The sequence below is a fragment of the Sedimentitalea sp. XS_ASV28 genome (genome assembly GCF_041224545.1).
In the GTDB taxonomy this organism is placed as follows: domain Bacteria; phylum Pseudomonadota; class Alphaproteobacteria; order Rhodobacterales; family Rhodobacteraceae; genus Sedimentitalea.
The window spans coordinates 60,688-78,640 of record NZ_JBGFGP010000162.1; the positions used below are offsets into that span (position 1 = coordinate 60,688).

Consider the following 17,953-nt stretch of genomic DNA (forward strand, 5'->3'; position numbering starts at 1 on the left):
TTGCGTGTTCTGGATATGCGCCCCGGGCGGCGGCAAGTCAAGGTTTGGAACGATTCTAAATCAATTGTTTGCACCGCCGGATGCGGCGCGCCTCAGGTGATCGCCTCGAGCTTTTCCTTGGTCAGATCTCCGGGCACGATGGTAATGGGGATGGGCAACGACCCGGCTGAGCGGGTCATTTGCGACACCAGCGGGCCGGGTCCCTTCTTGTCGGTGCCCGCCCCCAGGACCAGCACGCCGATCTCGGGATCTTCCTTGACCTGGGCCATGATTTCGGCCACCGCTTCGCCTTCGCGGATCACTAGCTCGGGGTCGATGCCCTGCCGGTCGCGCATCCATTTGGCGAACACCTCGAAATGGGCATGGATACGCTCGCGCGCCTCTTCGCGCATCACTTCTCCCACGCCGATCCAGTGGTTGAACTCGTCAGGCGGGATCACCGACAGGATCGCCACACCGCCGCCGGTATGCGACGCGCGCATCGCTGCGAAACGCATCGCGTTCAGACATTCGCGGCTGTCATCCAGAACCACCAGAAACTTGCGCATCGCATCATTCTCCCTTGGCCGCGATCATGCCGCGCACACGGCAGGCTGGCAACCTTGCAGTAACATCAAACATCATGGACCAGCAGTGGCAGATGACGGCCGGGAATAGACCCGGAGCGTGCCGTGCCGCAGAGCGTCGCCCCAGACAACTGGCGCAGCTTGTCAGCCATGCCCGGACGCCGCCCAGTCCCAGTACATCTCGCGCAGGCGCTTGGATACGGGGCTGGCCTGATACTGGATGTCGTCAAGCGCAGTGACCGGCGTGATCTTGGACATGTTGCCGGTCATGAAGACCTCGTCCGCCTGATTGAAGTCGTCAAAGGTCAGGACGGTCTCGTGGATCGGCACCCCGTCGGCCCTGAGGTGACTGATGTGGCGGGCGCGGGTGATCCCGGCAAGGAACGTGCCGTTGGGAACCGGCGTAAAGACCTCACCGTCGCGGACCATGAAGATGTTGGCGGTTGCGGTTTCCGCCACGTTGCCCATCGCGTCGGCGACCAGCGCATTCGAAAACCCCTTGCTGCGCGCTTCGACAAGCATCCGGGCATTGTTGGGATAGAGGCATCCTGCCTTGGCGTTGACCACCGCGTCATCGAGCACCGGTCGGCGAAACCGGGTGCGGGTCAGGGTCGCGGTCGCGCTTGGCGGGGCGAGGGGGATTTCTTCAAGGCAGATGGCAAAACCGGTCTTGTCCGCCTGCGGCACGATCGCGGTCACATCGCCGTCGATGCCCCAATACATCGGACGGATATAGACGGCCGCGTCGGCGGGATAGGCGGCGAGACCTTCGCGGGTGATCTCGACCATCTCTTCGGTGCTGACCGTCGGGGTCAGCATCAGGGCGCGCGCCGACCGGTTCACACGGTCGCAATGCGCATGCAGGTCCGGTGTCAGACCATTTACCATGCGGGCACCATCAAACACGCTGCTGCCCAGCCAGGAGCCATGATCGGCGGCGCGCATGATCGGCACGTCGCCGTCATGCCATGTCCCGTTGAAATAGGTGCGGATGTTGCTGCCGGTTGCCATATCGATCTGTCCCCTGTGTGGCGGCGACCGTAGGCGCGCTCTGAACGGGCGTCCAGACCCATTCTCGGACCTGCGGTCGTGCCGGACGCAGGTGTGGCCGGGCCATGCGCTCGCTGCATGGCGGCAAGACCGTTCCGGACATGGTTATTGCGACCGCCGCCGCTTAGGTGCCGTTGATCTGATGAGACGGCAGTGGGCGCAGGCTTTGGCTGCCGCAACCAAGAAGGACCACCAACATGGCATATGTACAGGCTTCCACCACCGGCGGCTTTGGCCTGAAAGGCCGTATTCGCGGCCTGATTTCCGCGATCAGGACCGCCCGTGCCCGGCGCGCGGCGTTTGACCGCGCCTATTCCGAATTGCGCCGGCTGGATGACCGGGAATTGAGGGATCTCGGCCTGAGCCGCTCGGATTTCGTTCATCTGGCAGAGGCGGAAGCGAACAAGATCGTGCCGCTCTGAACGGTGGTTCATCCGGGGCGCGGGCGGCATCGGGGCGACGAAACCCACATGACAGCGTGCAAGATTGCGTCACTTCGCGTCTTGATCGATCTGCGCTCCTCGCCTATACGCCCCCGGTGGACAGTTCGGTCCGCACGACTCAGACATGAACGCCGCGTTTGACCACTCCCGTCGCTGGGGGTCATTTCCGGCAAAAGGAGAAGCGACATGAAATTGCATGAACTGCGCGACAACGAAGGCGCAACCAAGAAGCGCAAGCGCATCGGCCGTGGTCCGGGTTCGGGCACCGGCAAGACCGGTGGCCGTGGTATCAAGGGTCAGAAATCCCGTTCGGGTGTTGCGATCAACGGGTACGAAGGCGGTCAGATGCCGCTCTATCAGCGCCTGCCCAAGCGTGGCTTCAACAAGCCGAACCGCAAATCCTTTGCCGTCGTGAACCTGGGCCTGATCCAGAAATTCATCGACGCCAAGAAGCTGGATGCGGGCAGCGCCATCACCGAGGACGCGCTGGTTGCCAGCGGTCTGGTGCGCCGCAAGCTGGATGGTATCCGGGTTCTGGCCAAAGGCGATATCACCGCCAAGGTGACGCTGGAAGTCACCGGTGCCAGCAGGTCGGCCGTCGAAGCGGTCGAAAAAGCGGGCGGCTCTCTGACGGTCACGAAAGCGACTGCAGCAGAATAACGGGTTGTGAGCGGCGCTTATGCCGCTTACATATCCCTCAGTTTTCCATGACGCCGCCCGAGCCGGAGAACGGCCCAGGGCGGCGTTGTCATAAAAGAGACCCCATTCATGGTATCAGCAGCAGAGCAAATGGCGGCAAACACGAGTTGGTCCGCGCTCGGCAAGGCAACGGATCTTCGCAACCGCATCCTGTTCACCCTCGGTCTATTGATCGTCTATCGTCTTGGCACCTTCATCCCGGTGCCGGGGATCGACGGCATCGCGCTGCGCGAGTTCATGGAGCAGGCCGGGCAGGGCATTGGCGGCATGGTGTCGATGTTCACCGGCGGTGCGCTGGGCCGAATGGGTATCTTTGCTCTGGGTATCATGCCCTATATCAGCGCCTCGATCATCGTTCAGCTGATGACCGCAATGGTGCCGCAGCTCGAGCAGCTCAAGAAAGAGGGCGAGCAGGGGCGCAAGAAGATCAACCAGTATACCCGCTATGGCACGGTGCTGCTGGCCACGGTGCAGGCCTATGGTCTGGCCGTGTCGCTTGAGTCCGGCGATCTCGCGCATGATCCGGGGATGTTCTTCCGCCTGTCCACCATGATCACCCTGGTCGGGGGCACGATGTTCTTGATGTGGCTGGGCGAGCAGATCACCGCGCGCGGGATCGGCAACGGCATCAGTCTCATCATCTTTGTGGGCATCGTCGCGGAGATTCCCGCCGCCATTGCGCAGTTTCTCGCAAGCGGGCGGTCCGGTGCGGTCAGCCCGGCGGTGATCGTCGGCGTGATCGTGATGGTGATGGCCGTCATCACCTTTGTGGTGTTCATGGAGCGCGCGCTGCGCAAGATCCATATCCAGTACCCGCGCCGCCAGGTCGGCATGAAGGTCTATGACGGCGGTTCGTCGCACCTGCCGGTCAAGGTCAACCCGGCCGGCGTGATACCCGCGATCTTTGCCAGCTCGCTGCTGCTGCTGCCGGTGACGATCTCAACCTTCTCGCAGGGCTCGGCCAGCGGGCCGGTGATGTCCTGGCTGCTTGCGAATTTCGGTCCGGGCCAGCCACTCTATTTGCTGTTCTTCGTTTCGATGATCGTGTTCTTTGCCTATTTCTATACGTTCAACGTTTCGTTCAAACCGGATGACGTGGCCGACAATCTCAAGAACCAGAACGGCTTTGTGCCGGGTATCCGCCCCGGCAAGAAAACGGCGGAATATCTCGAATATGTCGTGAACCGGATTCTGGTCCTGGGGTCTGCCTATCTCGCGGCGGTGTGTCTGCTTCCGGAAATCCTGAGGGCGCAGTTCGCCATTCCGTTCTACTTTGGTGGGACTTCTTTGCTGATCGTCGTCAGCGTAACCATGGACACGATCCAGCAGGCCCAGAGCCATCTTCTGGCGCATCAGTATGAAGGCCTGATCGAGAAGTCGCAGCTGCGCGGACGCAGCGGTGGCAAGAAACGGGGCAAGCGGGGACCTGCGCGTCGATGAATATCATATTGTTGGGACCGCCGGGCGCGGGCAAGGGTACACAGGCCCGTCACCTGGTCGAAGCCCGCGGCATGGTGCAGCTCAGCACCGGCGACATGCTTCGCGAAGCCAAGGACAGCGGCACCGAAATGGGCAACCGGGTTGCCGAGGTGATGGCCCGTGGCGAGTTGGTCACCGACGAGATCGTGATCGGCCTGATCCGTGAAAAGCTCGAAACCAGCAAGGGGAGCGGTTTCATCTTTGATGGCTTCCCGCGCACGCTGGCGCAGGCTGACGCGCTCGGGACGTTGCTGTCCGAAACCGGTCAGGGGCTGAATGCCGTGATCGAGATGGAGGTCGATGACGAGGCGCTTGTGGCCCGTATCACCGCGCGCTCGACCTGTGGCGCTTGTGGCGAGGTCTATAACGACATCACCAAACCGATTCCGGCGGACGGCAAATGCAGCCATTGCGGTGCATCCGATTTCAGACGCCGCGCCGACGACAACGAAGAGTCGCTGCGCACGCGCCTGATGGAATACTACAAGAAGACCTCGCCGCTGATTGGCTATTATTATGCCAAGGACAAGCTGACGAAGGTGAACGGCCTCGGTGAGATCGCCGAGGTGCAAACCTCCATCGCATCGGTTCTCGATGCCTGATGCTCGGTCGGGAGTGCAACATCCGGCGGCGTGTTGACGGATTGTTGTCGCGGGGGTTGACGCTCGTTCGGAAACGCCCTAACCACGCCCATCCCGCAAGGGAATCATTCGCGCGTGCAGGATTCGCACCTGCCGCATGACCACCTCGAAAATGTCGGACCCACTGGCGACACTGCCACGGTCAGACGTTGTGAAAAAAGGGTCTGGCGTTACGGACCCGCAACGAAAAGGAAAGTGACACGTGGCACGTATTGCCGGCGTAAATATCCCGACTGCCAAGCGGGTTCCGATCGCCCTCACCTACATCACCGGAATTGGCAACACCACCGCCAAGTCGATCTGCGAAGGCGTGGGCATCGACCAGGCCCGTCGCGTCAACGAACTGACCGATAGCGAGATCCTGCAGATCCGCGAATATATCGATGCCAACCTGACCGTCGAAGGCGACCTGCGCCGTGAAACGCAGATGAACATCAAGCGCCTGATGGACCTCGGCTGCTATCGCGGTCTGCGTCATCGTCGCAACCTGCCGGTGCGCGGTCAGCGGACCCACACCAACGCTCGCACGCGCAAGGGCCCCGCAAAGGCCATCGCAGGCAAGAAGAAGTAAGGGGCTCTGATCAATGGCACGTGACAAGACACGCATGAAGCGCAAAGAGCGCAAGAACATCGCCGCCGGTGTGGCGCATGTGAACAGCAGCTTCAACAACACCAAGATCCTGATCTCCGACGTTCAGGGCAATGCCATCAGCTGGTCGTCGGCTGGCACAATGGGCTTCAAGGGCTCGCGCAAGTCGACCCCCTATGCCGCGCAGATGGCTGCCGAAGACGCCGGGCGCAAGGCGCAGGACCACGGCGTCAAGACGCTGGAAGTAGAAGTGCAGGGCCCGGGTTCCGGCCGCGAGAGCGCCCTGCGCGCGCTGGCCGCTGTCGGTTTCAACATCACTTCGATTCGCGACGTGACCCCGATGGCGCATAACGGCTGCCGTCCGCCAAAGCGTCGCCGCGTCTGATTACCCACGATCTGGCTGGGGCAGTGCGTTATTGCACGGCCCCAGTTCGTCATTTTTAAACCTCGGGCGCCCGTATCTATTTGGACATGGGATACAGGCAGGAATGGAGGGACACATGATCCACAAGAATTGGGCAGAGTTGATCAAACCGACCCAGCTGGAGGTGAAGCCGGGTAATGATCCCGCGCGTCAGGCGACCGTCGTCGCCGAGCCGCTGGAACGCGGTTTCGGTCTGACCCTGGGCAATGCCCTTCGCCGTATCCTGATGAGCAGCCTGCAGGGCGCAGCGATCACCAGCGTTCAGATCGACAACGTTCTGCATGAATTCTCGAGCGTTGCCGGTGTCCGCGAGGACGTGACCGACATCATCCTGAATCTCAAGGGCGTCAGCCTGCGCATGGAAGTCGAAGGCCCCAAGCGCCTGTCGATCCAGGCCAAGGGCCCCGCGGTTGTCACCGCTGGCGACATCTCGGAATCTGCCGGTATCGAAGTGCTGAACCGTGATCACGTGATCTGCCACCTCGATGACGGCGCCGATCTGTTCATGGAACTCACCGTCAACACCGGCAAGGGGTATGTCTCGGCGGAGAAGAACAAGCCCGAGGACGCACCCATCGGTCTGATCCCGATCGACGCGATCTATTCGCCCGTCAAGAAGGTCAGCTATGACGTGCAGCCGACCCGCGAAGGTCAGGTTCTGGACTATGACAAGCTGACCATGAAGATCGAAACCGACGGCTCGCTGACCCCCGATGATGCCGTTGCCTTCGCCGCGCGTATCCTTCAGGATCAGCTGTCGATCTTCGTCAACTTTGACGAGCCCGAGTCCGCTGGCCGCCAGGACGATGATGATGGTCTCGAATTCAACCCGCTTCTGCTCAAGAAAGTGGACGAACTCGAATTGTCTGTGCGCTCTGCGAACTGCCTGAAGAACGACAACATCGTCTATATCGGCGATCTGATCCAGAAAACCGAAGCCGAGATGCTGCGCACCCCGAACTTCGGCCGCAAGTCGCTGAACGAGATCAAGGAAGTGCTCTCGGGCATGGGGCTGCATCTGGGTATGGACGTCGAGGACTGGCCGCCCGACAACATCGAGGATCTGGCCAAGAAATTCGAAGACGCGTTCTAGACGCGTCCCGAGGACAATGCCCGCGCTTGCGGGGAAATCAGGGCAATACCGCCCCAACAGAGCCCCTGACACGCATCAGGGGCCGTACAAAGCATAAACCTTTGAAAGGAATACTGAAATGCGTCACGCACGTGGTTATCGCCGCCTGAACCGGACACATGAACACCGCAAGGCGCTGTTCTCGAACATGGCCGGCTCGCTCATCGAGCACGAACAGATCAAAACGACCCTGCCCAAGGCCAAGGAACTGCGCCCGATCATCGAAAAGATGATCACGCTGGCCAAGCGCGGCGACATTCACGCCCGCCGTCAGGCTGCAAGCAAGCTCAAGGAAGAGAAAGACGTCGCGAAACTGTTCGACGTTCTCGGCCCGCGCTACAAGGATCGCCAGGGCGGTTACGTGCGCGTTCTCAAGGCCGGCTTCCGCTATGGCGACATGGCACCGATGGCGATCATCGAATTCGTCGATCGCGACCGCGACGCCAAGGGTGCCGCCGACAAGGCCCGCGAAGCTGCCGCCGAGGCTGCGGAAGAATAATCCGGACCCGTCCGACAGAATTCAGGAACCCCGCCTTGCAAGAGGCGGGGTTCTTTACTTTCGGGGCCGGAAACGCCGGGTCGTGGCAGAGGCCGCTCGCAGATGCGTGCGTGCGCGTGTCGGCTGCGGCGCTTGCAATCCCGCGGTTCGGGTCGCATATCCGGGGCATGTAACAGATCGGAGCCGCCCATGATCCGCCTCGGCATTCTTGCCCTCGCCATTCTCACCGCGCCCGTCGCGATTGCGGAGACCCGCATTCCGCAAAGCCAGGTCGAGGTTTCCCTGAGTTTTGTGCCGCTGGTCAAGCGGGCTGCGCCTGCGGTGGTCAATATCTATGCGCGCCGCGTCGTTGCCGCGCGGTCGACGCCGTTCATGAACGATCCGTTTTTCAAGGATTTCTTTCACGGCTTTGGCAACCCGCAGCCGCGGGTGCAGAATTCGCTGGGTTCGGGCGTCATCCTCTCAGAGGACGGGATCGTCGTGTCCAACTATCACGTGGTGGGCATGGCCACGGAGATCCGTGTCGTGCTTGCGGATCGGCGGGAATACGAAGCGCGGGTGCTGCTGGGCGATGAAGAGGCCGATGTTGCGATCCTGAAACTCGAAGAGGCCGAGGACCTGCCATTCCTGTCGCTGCGCGATTCCGATCAGGTCGAGGTCGGCGAACTGGCGATGGCGATCGGCAATCCGTTCGGGATCGGCCAGACCGTCACCAGCGGGATCGTATCAGGGCTGGCGCGTTCGGGTGCGGCAACCGGGCAGGCGCGGGGATACTTCATCCAGACCGACGCCGCGGTCAATCCGGGTAATTCGGGCGGGGCGTTGATCGATGTGAATGGCAGCCTTATTGGCATCAACACCTCGATCCTCAGCCGCTCTGGCGGCTCAAACGGTATCGGTTTTGCGATCCCGGCCAATCTCGTGGCGGAATTCGTGCATCAGGCCAGGCTGGGTAACGAACGGTTCGAGCGTCCCTGGGCGGGGATGTCCGGTCAGACCGTCAATTCCGATCTGGCGGAGTCCTTGGGGCTGGCGGTGCCCGACGGGATTGTGATTTCGGACCTTCATCCGGCCAGCCCCTTTGCCCGCGCCGGGATGACGGTCGGCGATGTCATCACCCATGTAGGCGGGCAGCCGGTGAACTCACCACAGGAAATGCTGTTTCGCATGACTGTCGCGGGGATGGGCGAAACCGCCGATGTCACCTGGATGCGCGAGAGCGAGGAGCGCCAGAGCACGGTTGCGATGCTCGCCGCCCCCGATGATCCACCGTCAGAGGAGGTGACGCTCGGCAAGCGCACTGTTCTGCCGGAACTCACGGTCGCGCGGGCCAATCCGGCGGTGATCGCGCGTTTCGGGTTGCCATTGAATACCGAGGGTGTGCTGGTCACCGATCCGGGGCCGCTCGGGTCGCGTGTCGGGCTTCAGATCGGCGATGTGATCCGCGAGATCAACGGAGACGAGATCGCGGCGAGCGGTGATGTCGAAACCGCGTTGACCCGTCCGGGGCGCAGCGTTCGGCTTGACCTGATGCGGCGGGGGCAACGGCTTAGCCTGCGGTTCCGGCTCTAGCCGTGGCGGACCTGTTCGATTCCGATCAACCCGCGCCGCCGGTGGCGCGCAATCGACCGTTGGCGGACCGGTTGCGCCCCGCCACGCTGGCCGAGGTGATCGGCCAGGAACAGGTGCTTGGCCCGGATGCGCCGCTTGGCGCCATGCTGGCGGCGGGCAGCCTGGGAAGCCTGATCCTCTGGGGTCCGCCCGGCGTGGGGAAAACAACGATCGCAAGGTTGCTGGCGGATGAGAGCGAACTGCATTTCGTGCAGATCAGCGCCATTTTCACCGGGGTGCCGGAACTGCGCAAGGTGTTCGAGGCCGCGAAAATCCGGCATCAGAACGGGCAGGGCACCCTGCTCTTCGTGGACGAGATTCACCGGTTCAACAAGGCCCAGCAAGACGGGTTCCTGCCGCATATGGAGGATGGCACGATCCTTCTGGTCGGGGCCACGACCGAAAACCCGTCTTTCGAATTGAACGCCGCGTTGCTCAGCCGGGCGCAGGTGCTGGTGCTGGAGCGGCTGTCGCTCGCAGATCTGGAGCGGTTGACCCAACGGGCGGAAAAGGAACTGGGCCGTGCCCTGCCATTGACGCCAGGCGCGCGCGATGCGCTGCACGAGATGGCCGATGGAGACGGTCGCGCGCTGCTCAACCTGATCGAACAGGTGACGGCATGGAAATCCGACGCGTCGCTGGACACCGAGGCGCTGGCGTCGCGCCTGATGCGACGGGCCAGCAAGTATGACAAGTCCGGAGATGAACATTACAACCTGATCTCTGCATTGCACAAATCGGTGCGGGGGTCCGATCCGGATGCGGCGCTGTACTGGCTGGCCCGGATGCTGACGGGGGGGGAAGACCCGCGTTACCTGGCGAGGCGCATCACCCGTATGGCGGTCGAGGATATCGGTCTTGCCGATCCGCAGGCGCAATCGATCTGCCTGCATGCCTGGGAAGTCTATGAGCGTCTGGGCAGCCCGGAAGGCGAGTTGGCATTGGCACAGGCGGTTGTGTATCTCGCGCTGGCGCCAAAATCGAACGGTGCCTATGTCGGATACAAGGCGGCGATGGCTCTGGCCAGGAAAACCGGCAGCGAGCCGCCGCCCAAGCATATCCTGAATGCCCCGACCTCGCTGATGAAAGATCAGGGTTACGGTGCGGGCTATGCCTATGACCACGATGCCGAAGACGCATTTTCGGGCCAGAACTATTTTCCCGACGGGGTCAAGCGCCCGGTCCTGTACCAGCCGGTCGAACGCGGCTTTGAACGGGAACTGAAGAAGCGGCTGGATTACTTTGCCAAGCTGCGAACGCAGCGCGGCACCTGATCCGGCCGGCGCTGCGCTACCGGTGCCCTTCGTCGGCGGCAGGTAGTGACGCTTTGCTTGACTCTCGCGGCGCACCGCGCGACATCCGCGCCATGATATCTACGGTTACTCTTGTTGCCCTGGGCGGGGCAATCGGCGCTGCGCTGCGCTACCTTGCGGGGCTGGGCATCGTGCGGCTGTTCGGCCCCGGTGACTTTCCCGTCGCGATCATCACGGTGAATGTCATCGGTTCTTTCCTGATGGGGGTTTTCGTGGTTGCCGCCGCGCAACGGGGGCTGGGCCATCTCAGCCCGCTGGTGATGACCGGTCTGCTGGGCGGATTCACGACGTTTTCCGCCTTTTCGCTGGAAACCATGATCCTGATCGAGCGCGGGGATGTCGGGCAGGCGGCGCTGTATGTTCTATTGTCGGTCGGGCTTTCTGTCGGGGCACTGGCGCTTGGCCTGATGCTGGCACGCGGAGTATTCGCATGAGCGGGGTTCAGACTATTACCGTGGAAGAGGCCGATGCCGATCAGCGTATCGATCGCTGGCTGCGCCGGTTGTTTCCGCATGTGAGCCAGGGGCGCATTGAAAAGATGTGTCGCAAGGGCGAGTTGCGCGTCGATGGCGGGCGGGTCAAGGCATCAAGCCGCGTCATGGCAGGGCAGGTTGTCCGAATTCCGCCACTGCCTGACAGCGAACACCGTCCCGCGCCCAGGCCCACGCGGATTTCCGATGCGGATGCCCGGATGATACAGGACTGCGTGATCTACCGCGATGATGACGTTCTGGCGCTGAACAAGCCCGCGGGGCTGCCGGTGCAGGGCGGGAGCGGGCAGACGCGGCATGTGGACGGCATGGCGGCTGCCCTGCGTTTTGACGCCGAGGAAGATCCGCGCCTCGTGCATCGGCTCGACAAGGACACGTCGGGTGTGTTGCTGCTGGCGCGCACGCGGCAGGCGGCCAAGGGGCTGACAGCGGCGTTTCGGCATCGCAACACGCGCAAGATCTACTGGGCGCTGGTCGCCGGAGTGCCGACGCCTTACCTGGGCGAAATCAAGACGGGTCTTGTCAAGGCACCGGGTCACGGTCGCGGCGGCGAGGGCGAAAAGATGATCGCGGTTCATCCGGACGAGATCAACGACACACCGGGTGCCAAGCGCGCGCATACGGTCTATGCCACGCTCTACCGGGTCGCCGGGCGCGCCTCGTGGGTGGCGATGGAGCCGATCACCGGGCGCACGCATCAGTTGCGCGCGCATATGTCGGAAATCGGCCATCCGATCATCGGGGATGGCAAATACGGTGGCTCGGGTCAGGAGAACATGGGCGATGGCTGGGGCGCGCAACTGGGCGGCATCATCAGCAAGAAGCTGCACCTGCATGCCCGCCGGCTTTCGTTCGAGCATCCGGTCAGTCGCAAGGTCGTGACCCTTACCGCACCGCTGCCCGCGCATATGAAAGACAGCTGGGACATCCTTGGCTGGACCGAGGATCTGGCGGCGGACGATCCCTTCGAGGAACTGTTTTGAGCGATCCGTTGCGGCTGGTGATTTTCGACGTCGACGGGACGCTGGTGGACAGCCAGGGCGCGATTGTCGCAGCGATGGGTGCGGCCTTTGTCGCGGCTGGCCTGCCGGTGCCTGCGCGCGGCGATATCCTGTCGACGGTGGGCCTGTCGCTGGATCGCACCATTCTGCGGCTAGCCCCCACGGCGTCGCCCGCGATGCAGGCGCGGCTGGTGGACAGTTACAAGCAAGCCTATCATGCCCATCGCGTCGCTCATGGGGCTGCGGCCGGATCACCGTTGTTTCCCGGTGCCCGGGACATGATCGCCCGATTGGCCACGCGGACCGATCTGGTTCTGGGAATTGCCACCGGCAAGTCCAGGCGGGGGCTTTCGGCATTGCTCGAGGCGCATGATCTGGAGCGGGCGTTCGTGACGAAACAGAATGCCGATGATCATCCCTCCAAACCGCACCCGTCGATGATCCTGGCGGCGATGGCCGAGATCGGAGCCGAAGCGCGCGACACGATCATGATCGGCGACACCAGTTATGACATGGAAATGGCCCGCGCCGCGCGAATCCCGGCGATCGGAGTCAGCTGGGGGTATCACGGGGTGCAACAGTTGCAGCTTGCGGATCATATTGTTCACACATTCGATGATCTGACCTGTGCAATGGACAGTATCTGGAAAGTGACGACATGAGCGCAAGCAGGCAAAAGCGTTTCTGGACGACGACAGCGGTCGCCGAAGCCGCCGAGGGGTTTGCGATCGAACTCGACCAGCGCCGGATCAAGACTCCGGCCAAGGCAGCACTGCTGTTGCCGACGCGGGCGATGGCCGATGCGGTGGCCGCCGAATGGGACGCGCAACAGGATGAGATCGACCCGCTGAGCATGCCGGTCACGCGCTCGGCCAATGCCGCCATCGACAAGGTCCGCCATCAGCATGCCGAGGTGGCCGATATGCTCGCCGCTTACGGAGACACGGATCTCTTGTGTTATCGGGCAGAGGCCCCGGCCGAACTGGTTGCGCGCCAGTCCGAGCACTGGGATCCGGTGCTGGATTGGGCGCATGACACGTTTGGTGCGCGCCTGATCCCGTGCAGTGGCGTGATCCATCAGCCCCAGGCGGCGGACGCACTCGCAAGGCTGCGCGACCGGGTGCACGAAATGACCGATTTCGAACTGGCGGCCTTTCACGATCTCGTCAGCCTGTCCGGCTCGCTCGTCCTGGGGTTTGCCGCCGCCGAACGCTGGCGCGGGGCAGAGGAGATCTGGCAATTGTCGCGGCTGGACGAGACCTGGCAGGAGGAGCAGTGGGGCGTGGACGACGAGGCGCGGCATCAGGCTGACGTCAGGCGCGATGCCTTCCTGCACGCGAGGCGGTTCATGGATCTGTGTCAGACACCGATGCTCTGAAGGCCGCCAGGGCTGTGCAGATTGAATTGTTGGTCCCGAGACTTGACGTTTGAGGATGAATGCGCCCAAACTTGGCCTCACTGAAGGGGGCAGCCCTTTCTTCGGTGTATCCATCGGTATGACATATACCGGGCAAACCGCTCAGGATTCGGGCGGAAAATCAGGAAGAGGTAATCATGAAAAAATCCGTACTACTTGGCGCACTATCGGTCGCCGGCGTCGCTGCGGGAGTCGCTTCGGCGGGTACGTTGGATGACGTCAAGGCACGTGGCAAGCTGAACTGCGGTGTGACCACCGGTCTGGTCGGCTTTGCGGCGCCGGACGCAAATGGCGAATGGAAAGGCTTTGACGTCGATGTCTGCCGCGCGGTGGCTGCGGCGGTTCTGGGCGATGGTACTGCCGTCGAATTCGTTCCCACGACCGGCAAGACGCGCTTTACCGCGCTGGCCTCGGGCGAGATCGACTTGCTGGCCCGAAACACCACCTGGACTTTTTCGCGGGACGTTGACCTCAAGTTCGAATTCGTCGGCGTGAACTATTACGACGGCCAGGGCTTCCTGGTTCCCAAGGAACTGGGCGTGAGCTCTGCCAAGGAACTCGACGGCGCGACTGTCTGTATCCAGACCGGCACCACGACCGAACTGAACCTCGCGGATTTCTTCCGCTCCAACAACATCAGCTACGAGCCGGTTCCGATCGAGACCAACGCTGAAGGCCAGCAACAGTACCTGGCCGGTGCCTGCGACGCATACACCACCGACGCGTCCGGTCTGGCCTCGACGCGTGCGACCTTCGAGGATCCGAGCGCACATGTGATTCTGCCCGAAATCATCTCGAAAGAGCCGCTGGCGCCGCTGGTGCGGCATGGCGACAACGAGTGGGCCGACGTGGTGCGCTGGACGCTCAACGCTCTGATCGCGGCAGAAGAACTGAACGTGACCTCGGCCAATGTCGGCGAGCTTGCCGCCGGTACCGAAAATCCCGAAATCAACCGGCTGCTGGGCACAGAAGGCACTCTTGGCGAGATGCTCGGTCTGGATGCAGATTGGGCCCAAAAGGCGATCACCGCCGGCGGCAACTATGGGGAGATCTTTGCCAAGAACATCGGTGAAACCACGCCGATCGGTCTGGCGCGCGGCCTGAACGCGCAATGGACGGATGGTGGCCTGCTATACGCACCGCCATTCCGCTAAGACACACGGAAACGGGGCGCAGGACATCCTGCGCCCCGTTTTTTATCCGGAACAATCCTTGATCGCGGGCGAGCGCGGAGCAACCGCGCCGAATGAACAGATCAAGGAAAACAGGGATACAATTCATGACGACAATCTCGGATCCTCCGACCGAGCAGTTTCGCCTGTCGATGCTGCTCAACGACACGCGGTATCGCTCGGCCACCTTTCAGGCCATTGCGGTAATCCTGCTCGTCGCCTCCATCGCCTATCTTGGCTCGAACCTTGCCAAGAACCTGCGCGAGGCCGGGCTGGACATCTCGTTCGGCTTTCTCAGCACGCCTGCGGGCTATGATATCAACCAGACGCTGATCCCCTACAACAACCAGGATACCAACCTGCGCGCCGCGCTGGTGGGTATCCTCAACACGCTTCTGGTCTCGTTCCTGGCCTGCGCCACGGCGACCATCCTCGGAGTTTTCGCGGGTGTGCTGCGCCTGTCGCAGAACTGGCTGGTGCGCAAGCTCATGTCGTTCTATGTCGAGATCTTCCGGAATATCCCGGTGCTGATCTGGATCCTCATCATCTATGGCATCATGACGGTGTCGATGCCCGGTCCGCGCGATTTCCGTGGCGAGAATGCCAGCGCGTCGATGATTCTTGATGCGGTGGCCGTGACCAATCGTGGTGTCTATATCCCCGCGCCGGTCTGGGGGCCGGGGTCGATGGTGGTGGTCGCGGTTTTCGTCCTTTCGGTCATCGGCGTCTTTGCCTATCGCCGATATGCGACCAGGCTGCTGTATGACACCGGTCGCCTGCTGCCGACGACGTGGCCTTCGATCGCGATCTTCTTTGTTCCTACGTTGCTCGCGTTCTTCGTCATGGGTGCGCCCATCGGACTGGAGTACCCGGAACTCAAGGGGTTCAACTTTCAGGGCGGTATCAAGGTTGGCGCTCCGCTGATCGCGCTGTGGCTCGCGCTTTCGGTCTACACCGGTGCCTTTATCGCCGAGAACGTGCGCGCGGGTATCCAGGCGGTGAGCAAGGGACAGACCGAAGCCGCCGCCGCGCTTGGCCTGCGGCCGGGGCGCATCATGAACCTCGTCGTACTGCCGCAGGCACTGAGGGTGATCATTCCGCCACTGATCTCGCAATATCTCAATATCACCAAGAACTCGTCGCTGGCGATCCTGGTGGGATACGCGGACATCACCGCGACGCTGGGCGGGATCACGATGAACCAGACCGGCCGCGCCATCGAATGTGTCGTGCTGCTGATGCTGTTCTATCTGGTGATTTCTCTCTGCATCTCGCTGGTGATGAATATCTACAACAGCACAACCAGGCTGAAGGAGCGGTGAGCGATGGCTGATCAGAACAACAAACCTGCTGTTGCCTTTGTGCGGGAACAACCCATTCCCGCTTCGCCACCGCCGACAAGCGCCTCCGGTCCGGTCCGCTGGTTGCAGGAAAACCTGTTTCCGACCTGGGGGAACGCGCTGCTGACGGTTGTCTCGCTCTACGTGATCTACGTGGTTCTGAGCTCGACACTTCCCTGGATACTGGGCGGTGTGTGGAATACCAACTCGCTGTCGGAGTGTCGCGAGGTGCTCGATGGCCGGTCTGCCGCCTGTTTCTCGGTGCTCAGAGAGCGCTGGAACCAGTTGATGTTCGGCTTCAAATACCCGCCCGAATTCTACTGGCGTCCGATCCTGGCATTCTTCCTGATGCTGGTGGCCGCGGCGCCGGTGCTGTTTCCCGATCTGCCGCGCAAGATGCTGGTGTTCACGGGGCTTTACCCGTTCATCGCGTTCTGGCTGATCTGGGGTGGCACGATCCTGTCGCCGCTGTTGGCTCTGGCTGGTTGCTTGTTCGGCTATCTGGCCTATTCGAAATGGGTCAGCCGCAGCTTTGCGGCCGGCTTTTTCGGCGGTATCGCGGTTGCATTCGTCGTCTGGTGGCTCGGTGGAATGCTTATCCCCGAGGGCGCTTCGGACAATGCGATGCTGCCGGCGGTGGCCAGTCGTGACCTGGGGGGCTTTATGCTCAACATGATGCTTGGCGTGACCTGTGTGTCGCTTTCGGTGCCGCTGGGCATCGCGCTTGCGCTCGGGCGACAGTCCGGCCTGCCGATCGTCAAGGGCATCTGTGTGATCTTCATCGAGTTCATCCGGGGCGTGCCGCTTATCACCCTGCTCTTCGTTGCAAGCGTGATGCTGGCCTACCTGTTCCCGCCCGATGCCACCGTGGACCTGTTCCTGCGTGTCGTCATCATGATCACCATGTTCTCTGCGGCCTATATCGCAGAGGTGATCCGGGGCGGCCTTGCGGCGTTGCCCAAGGGGCAGAAAGAGGCGGCGGACAGCCTGGGACTGGACTATGCCCAGGCGATGCGGCTGATCATCCTGCCGCAGGCGCTCAAGATCTCGATCCCCGGCATCGTCAACGTCGCGGTGGGCCTGTTCAAGGACACCACGCTGGTGTCGGTTATCTCGATGTTCGACATCGTCGGCATGATCCGGGGGCCAATCCTGGCATCGACGGAATGGAACGGCGTGTACTGGGAGTTGTTCTTGTTCGCCGCAGTTCTGTTCTTCGTCGTTTGTTACAGCATTTCACAGTACTCGCAGTGGCTTGAACGCCGCCTCGAGACAGATCACCGATAAAGAGAGGGCTTGAAAAATGGCCGAATCCGCACGTTTGCAAGTATCCGACGAAGTCGCGATCAGCATCACGAACATGAACAAGTGGTACGGAACATTCCATGTGCTGCGCGATATTGACCTGACCGTCTACCGGGGCGAGCGCATCGTTATATGTGGGCCGTCCGGGTCGGGTAAATCCACCCTGATCCGCTGTATCAATGCGCTGGAAGAGCATCAGAAGGGCAAGATCGTCGTCGACGGGACCGAGTTGTCATCCGATCTCAAGAATATCGACAAGATCCGCTCCGAGGTCGGCATGTGCTTTCAGCACTTCAACCTGTTTCCGCATCTGACGATCCTTGAAAACTGCACGTTGGCGCCGATCTGGGTTCGCAAGATTCCCCAGAAGGAAGCGCAGGAAACGGCGATGCATTTCCTTGAAAAGGTGAAGATCCCTGATCAGGCAGACAAGTATCCGGGGCAATTGTCCGGTGGCCAGCAGCAGCGCGTGGCCATTGCGCGGTCGCTGTGCATGAAGCCGCGGGTCATGCTGTTTGACGAACCGACATCGGCGCTCGATCCCGAGATGATCAAGGAGGTTCTGGACACCATGATCGAACTGGCCGAAGAGGGCATGACGATGCTCTGCGTCACCCACGAGATGGGCTTTGCGCGCCAGGTGGCGAACCGCGTCATTTTCATGGACGCGGGACAGATCGTTGAACAGAACGAGCCGGAAGAGTTCTTCAACAATCCGCAGAGCGAGCGCACCCAGTTGTTCCTGAGCCAGATCCTGGGACACTGAGAGAACCCGAACGGA

Annotated in this window: 20 protein-coding genes; 18 read left to right on the top strand and 2 right to left on the bottom strand. The window is 61.8% G+C overall.

The window, feature by feature from the left end; genetic code table 11:
* Window positions 1-92: 92 nt before the first annotated feature.
* Together AB9K34_RS17840 and AB9K34_RS17845 are read right to left on the bottom strand one after the other, a co-directional pair.
* The gene (locus AB9K34_RS17840) at window positions 93-548 is read right to left on the bottom strand and encodes a universal stress protein (RefSeq protein ID WP_369955780.1); all 456 of its coding nucleotides are present in this window, start codon (window positions 546-548) and stop codon (window positions 93-95) included.
* Between the two features lie 162 nt (window positions 549-710).
* Window positions 711-1,577, bottom strand: coding sequence for a branched-chain amino acid aminotransferase (locus AB9K34_RS17845; RefSeq protein WP_369955781.1), 867 nt, complete (start codon window positions 1,575-1,577; stop codon window positions 711-713).
* A 236-nt stretch (window positions 1,578-1,813) separates the two neighbouring features.
* Here AB9K34_RS17845 and AB9K34_RS17850 point away from each other — a divergent pair, with 236 nt between their 5' ends.
* The 18 genes from AB9K34_RS17850 (at window position 1,814) to AB9K34_RS17935 (ending at window position 17,938) form a co-directional block, all read left to right on the top strand.
* Window positions 1,814-2,038 (top strand): DUF1127 domain-containing protein, encoded by a 225-nt coding sequence (locus AB9K34_RS17850; protein ID WP_369955782.1) that lies wholly within the window; start codon window positions 1,814-1,816, stop codon window positions 2,036-2,038.
* A gap of 207 nt (window positions 2,039-2,245) precedes the next feature.
* The gene (gene rplO / locus AB9K34_RS17855) at window positions 2,246-2,719 is read left to right on the top strand and encodes a 50S ribosomal protein L15 (RefSeq protein ID WP_369955783.1); all 474 of its coding nucleotides are present in this window, start codon (window positions 2,246-2,248) and stop codon (window positions 2,717-2,719) included.
* A gap of 108 nt (window positions 2,720-2,827) precedes the next feature.
* Window positions 2,828-4,198, top strand: coding sequence for a preprotein translocase subunit SecY (gene secY / locus AB9K34_RS17860; protein ID WP_369955784.1), 1,371 nt, complete (start codon window positions 2,828-2,830; stop codon window positions 4,196-4,198).
* On the top strand, window positions 4,195-4,839 hold the full coding sequence (locus AB9K34_RS17865) for an adenylate kinase (protein ID WP_369955785.1): 645 nt from the start codon (window positions 4,195-4,197) through the stop codon (window positions 4,837-4,839). Before secY ends, AB9K34_RS17865 begins: the two co-directional genes overlap by 4 nt.
* A gap of 241 nt (window positions 4,840-5,080) precedes the next feature.
* Window positions 5,081-5,449 carry a 30S ribosomal protein S13 gene (gene rpsM / locus AB9K34_RS17870; RefSeq protein WP_369955786.1) on the top strand — a complete coding sequence of 123 codons (369 nt, stop codon included), beginning with the start codon at window positions 5,081-5,083 and terminating at the stop codon, window positions 5,447-5,449.
* 13 nt (window positions 5,450-5,462) lie between these two features.
* Entirely contained in the window at window positions 5,463-5,852 is a 390-nt protein-coding gene (gene rpsK, locus AB9K34_RS17875) for a 30S ribosomal protein S11 (RefSeq protein ID WP_369955787.1), read from the top strand.
* A gap of 115 nt (window positions 5,853-5,967) precedes the next feature.
* Complete coding sequence (locus AB9K34_RS17880) at window positions 5,968-6,984, top strand: DNA-directed RNA polymerase subunit alpha (RefSeq protein WP_369955788.1); 1,017 nt, start codon at window positions 5,968-5,970, stop codon at window positions 6,982-6,984.
* A 118-nt stretch (window positions 6,985-7,102) separates the two neighbouring features.
* Window positions 7,103-7,522 carry a 50S ribosomal protein L17 gene (gene rplQ, locus AB9K34_RS17885; RefSeq protein WP_369955789.1) on the top strand — a complete coding sequence of 140 codons (420 nt, stop codon included), beginning with the start codon at window positions 7,103-7,105 and terminating at the stop codon, window positions 7,520-7,522.
* Window positions 7,523-7,711: 189 nt separating this feature from the next.
* Window positions 7,712-9,094, top strand: a complete 1,383-nt coding sequence (locus AB9K34_RS17890) for a trypsin-like peptidase domain-containing protein (RefSeq protein WP_369955790.1) — start codon at window positions 7,712-7,714, stop codon at window positions 9,092-9,094.
* Between the two features lie 2 nt (window positions 9,095-9,096).
* Window positions 9,097-10,407 carry a replication-associated recombination protein A gene (locus tag AB9K34_RS17895; RefSeq protein ID WP_369955791.1) on the top strand — a complete coding sequence of 437 codons (1,311 nt, stop codon included), beginning with the start codon at window positions 9,097-9,099 and terminating at the stop codon, window positions 10,405-10,407.
* Between the two features lie 92 nt (window positions 10,408-10,499).
* On the top strand, window positions 10,500-10,880 hold the full coding sequence (gene crcB, locus AB9K34_RS17900; RefSeq protein WP_369955792.1) for a fluoride efflux transporter CrcB: 381 nt from the start codon (window positions 10,500-10,502) through the stop codon (window positions 10,878-10,880).
* Window positions 10,877-11,920 carry an RluA family pseudouridine synthase gene (locus tag AB9K34_RS17905; RefSeq protein WP_369955793.1) on the top strand — a complete coding sequence of 348 codons (1,044 nt, stop codon included), beginning with the start codon at window positions 10,877-10,879 and terminating at the stop codon, window positions 11,918-11,920. Before crcB ends, AB9K34_RS17905 begins: the two co-directional genes overlap by 4 nt.
* Entirely contained in the window at window positions 11,917-12,600 is a 684-nt protein-coding gene (locus AB9K34_RS17910; RefSeq protein WP_369955794.1) for an HAD-IA family hydrolase, read from the top strand. Before AB9K34_RS17905 ends, AB9K34_RS17910 begins: the two co-directional genes overlap by 4 nt.
* Window positions 12,597-13,316, top strand: a complete 720-nt coding sequence (locus AB9K34_RS17915; protein WP_369955795.1) for an ATP12 family chaperone protein — start codon at window positions 12,597-12,599, stop codon at window positions 13,314-13,316. The genes AB9K34_RS17910 and AB9K34_RS17915 overlap by 4 nt, the downstream gene beginning before the upstream one ends.
* 176 nt (window positions 13,317-13,492) lie before the next feature.
* Window positions 13,493-14,509 (top strand): amino acid ABC transporter substrate-binding protein, encoded by a 1,017-nt coding sequence (locus AB9K34_RS17920; protein ID WP_369955796.1) that lies wholly within the window; start codon window positions 13,493-13,495, stop codon window positions 14,507-14,509.
* 125 nt (window positions 14,510-14,634) lie between these two features.
* Window positions 14,635-15,849 carry an amino acid ABC transporter permease gene (locus tag AB9K34_RS17925; protein ID WP_369955797.1) on the top strand — a complete coding sequence of 405 codons (1,215 nt, stop codon included), beginning with the start codon at window positions 14,635-14,637 and terminating at the stop codon, window positions 15,847-15,849.
* Window positions 15,850-15,852: 3 nt separating this feature from the next.
* A complete protein-coding gene (locus tag AB9K34_RS17930; protein WP_369955798.1) occupies window positions 15,853-17,154 on the top strand; it encodes an amino acid ABC transporter permease in 1,302 nt (433 codons plus the stop codon).
* A 16-nt stretch (window positions 17,155-17,170) separates the two neighbouring features.
* Window positions 17,171-17,938, top strand: a complete 768-nt coding sequence (locus tag AB9K34_RS17935) for an amino acid ABC transporter ATP-binding protein (protein ID WP_369955799.1) — start codon at window positions 17,171-17,173, stop codon at window positions 17,936-17,938.
* The last annotated feature ends 15 nt before the right edge of the window (window positions 17,939-17,953 follow it).